The organism is Dietzia sp. Cai40 (assembly GCF_014145165.1).
In the GTDB taxonomy this organism is placed as follows: Bacteria; Actinomycetota; Actinomycetes; order Mycobacteriales; family Mycobacteriaceae; genus Dietzia; species Dietzia natronolimnaea.
On record NZ_JAALEB010000184.1, the window covers coordinates 1 to 2143 of the forward strand.

General features: G+C 71.6%; 2 protein-coding genes and 2 pseudogenes. 2 read left to right on the plus strand and 2 right to left on the minus strand.

What is annotated here, in order from left to right; all coding sequences use genetic code 11:
* Positions 1–224 (plus strand): annotated as a pseudogene (locus G6022_RS07990) (DNA integrity scanning protein DisA); the annotation flags it as partial.
* A gap of 57 nt (positions 225–281) precedes the next feature.
* Here the strand turns inward: G6022_RS07990 and G6022_RS07995 are convergent.
* Positions 282–932 carry a hypothetical protein gene (locus G6022_RS07995; protein ID WP_182639751.1) on the minus strand — a complete coding sequence of 217 codons (651 nt, stop codon included), beginning with the start codon at positions 930–932 and terminating at the stop codon, positions 282–284.
* A gap of 56 nt (positions 933–988) precedes the next feature.
* On the minus strand, positions 989–1642 hold the full coding sequence (locus G6022_RS08000) for a carbonic anhydrase (RefSeq protein ID WP_179524500.1): 654 nt from the start codon (positions 1640–1642) through the stop codon (positions 989–991).
* Between the two features lie 38 nt (positions 1643–1680).
* Between G6022_RS08000 and G6022_RS08005 the strand changes: the two are divergent.
* Positions 1681–2143, plus strand: a pseudogene (locus G6022_RS08005) (A/G-specific adenine glycosylase); the annotation flags it as partial.

The following is a 2143-nucleotide window of genomic DNA, read 5'->3' on the forward strand; positions in this document are numbered from 1 at the left end:
CGGAGCCGGAGGACCTCGACGAGCACGTCACCGCACGGGGTCACCGGATGCTCGCCCACATCCCCAGACTCCGGCCCGTGCAGATCTCCGCCCTGGTGGAACGGTTCGGCTCGGTTCCGGCGCTGCTCGCCGCCGAGCAGACGGACTTCGCGGACGTGGAGGGTGTGGGCGCCCTGTGGGCCCGGCACGTGCGCCAGTGGCTCACCGGCCTCGGGTCGACCTAGCGGACGGCGTCCGCGGCGTCTGCCTCACATGCCAGTCGCGCCCGACACCCCGGACGGTCAGTCGCCCTCGACCACGTTGAAGGTGGCCGCCGGGCTGAAGACGTTCCCGACCAGCGCGTAGACCTGGTAGGCGCCCACCTCGACCGGGGTCCGATCGGCCTCCGAGCAGGCGCCCTCCGCGGACCGGCGGCCTGTCCAGTCGATCTGGCGGGGCTCGGGCTCACCGGGGCGGAGGTCGACCTCGTCGTCCTCGCGGGGGGTGGTGCAGTCGATGCTCGACCACACCTTGACGTTGGTGTCCAGGCGGTAGACCTCGAAGGACAGCGGCGCCTCGGAGAGGTCGCGGTCGCACGTGGTGTCCGAGGTGTTGAGGATGTTGACGAAGAACCGGACGTCCTCGCCGACCGGGACGTTGGGCTCGGCGGACCAGACCTCCAGGCTCAGGTCCTCGTCCGCGCACCGGCCGCGCGAGGCGCCGCCGTCATCCCGGGCGGTGGTCCCGGTGGTCGTGGTCTCCGAGGTGGTGGCCGCCTCGGCCGTGTCGACCTCGCCGCCGCCCGCCGACTCCTGGGTGTCCGTGCCGCTGTCCCTGGAGGCCAGGAACAGCGCCAGCACCACGGCCAGGACGGCGACGACCGCGATGGCGACGGCGGCGACGCGGCGACGCACATAGACTTCGCGCGGTAGGGAGCCCTGGGGTTCGTGCACGGGCCCAACTCTAGGGCCGAGCGGGCGCCGCACCGGATCCCCCTCGCGGCGTGTCCCTAGACCGCGATCATCTCCTCACCCGGACCGTGGGGGGTGTCCTCGACCTCCCCCAACGCGCTGCGCAGATACGCGCGCCCGTCCGAGAGCTTGTACGTCACACCGACGATCGCGAGCCGCCCCGCGTCGATCCGGTCACTGATGATCTTGGAGCGCTGCTGCAGGAGCTCGCCGGTCTCGAGGACGTGGCGCGCCTCGAAATCGTCGATGGTGCTGAGCCCCTCGCGGCGACCGTTGAGGATCGAGGGCGAGACCTTCTCCACCACGTCACGCAGGAACCCGGGCGGGATCTCACCGGTGTTGAGCGCGTCGACCGTGGCCTTGACGGCGCCACAGCTGTCGTGACCGAGCACCACGATCAGCGGGGTCTCCAGGACGTGGACCGCGTACTCGATCGAGCCGAGCACCGCCGAGTCGCTGATGTGGCCGGCGGTGCGGATCACGAAGAGGTCCCCGAGACCCTGGTCGAAGATGATCTCGGCCGCCACCCGGGAGTCCGAGCAGCCGAACAGGACGGCCTTGGGGTGCTGCGCCGCGACGAGCTTCTCCCGCCGCTCGGTATTCTGGCTGGGATGACGCATCTGCCCTTCGACGAATCGATGATTGCCGTCGCGGAGCGAGGCCCAGGCCTTGATGGGATCGGTATGAGGCATGGCTCATATTGTGCACACCCCGCTCCCGCGGAGACACGGTGACCTCCGTCGACACCTCCGCCCTGCTGTCCTGGTTCGACCGTGCGGGCCGCCCCCTCCCCTGGCGCGGCCCGGGTGTCGGCGCGTGGGAGATCCTGCTCTGTGAGGTCATGAGCCAGCAGACCCCCGTGGCACGGGTGGAACCGGTCTGGCGGGCGTGGCTCGAGCGGTGGCCCGGTCCGGCCGAGCTCGCCGCGGCGCCGGCCGCCGATGTGATCCGGATGTGGGGCAAGCTCGGCTATCCCCGCCGCGCCCTCCGACTGCAGGAGTGTGCCCTCGTCGTCGTCGACAGACACGACGGCGAGGTCCCCACCGACGTCGAGGCCCTGCTCGCGCTCCCGGGCGTCGGCGACTACACCGCCCGCGCGGTGGCGTGTTTCGCCCACGGCCAGCGCGTCCCGGTGGTCGACACCAACGTGCGACGGGTGGTCGCACGCGCGGTGGGCGGCGCGGCCGAGGCCG

Coding starts and splice junctions, on each gene's coding strand:
- G6022_RS08000 (WP_179524500.1), bottom strand. CDS start 1,642: ATGCCTCATACCGATCCCATCAAGGCCTGGGCCTCGCTCCGCGACGGC.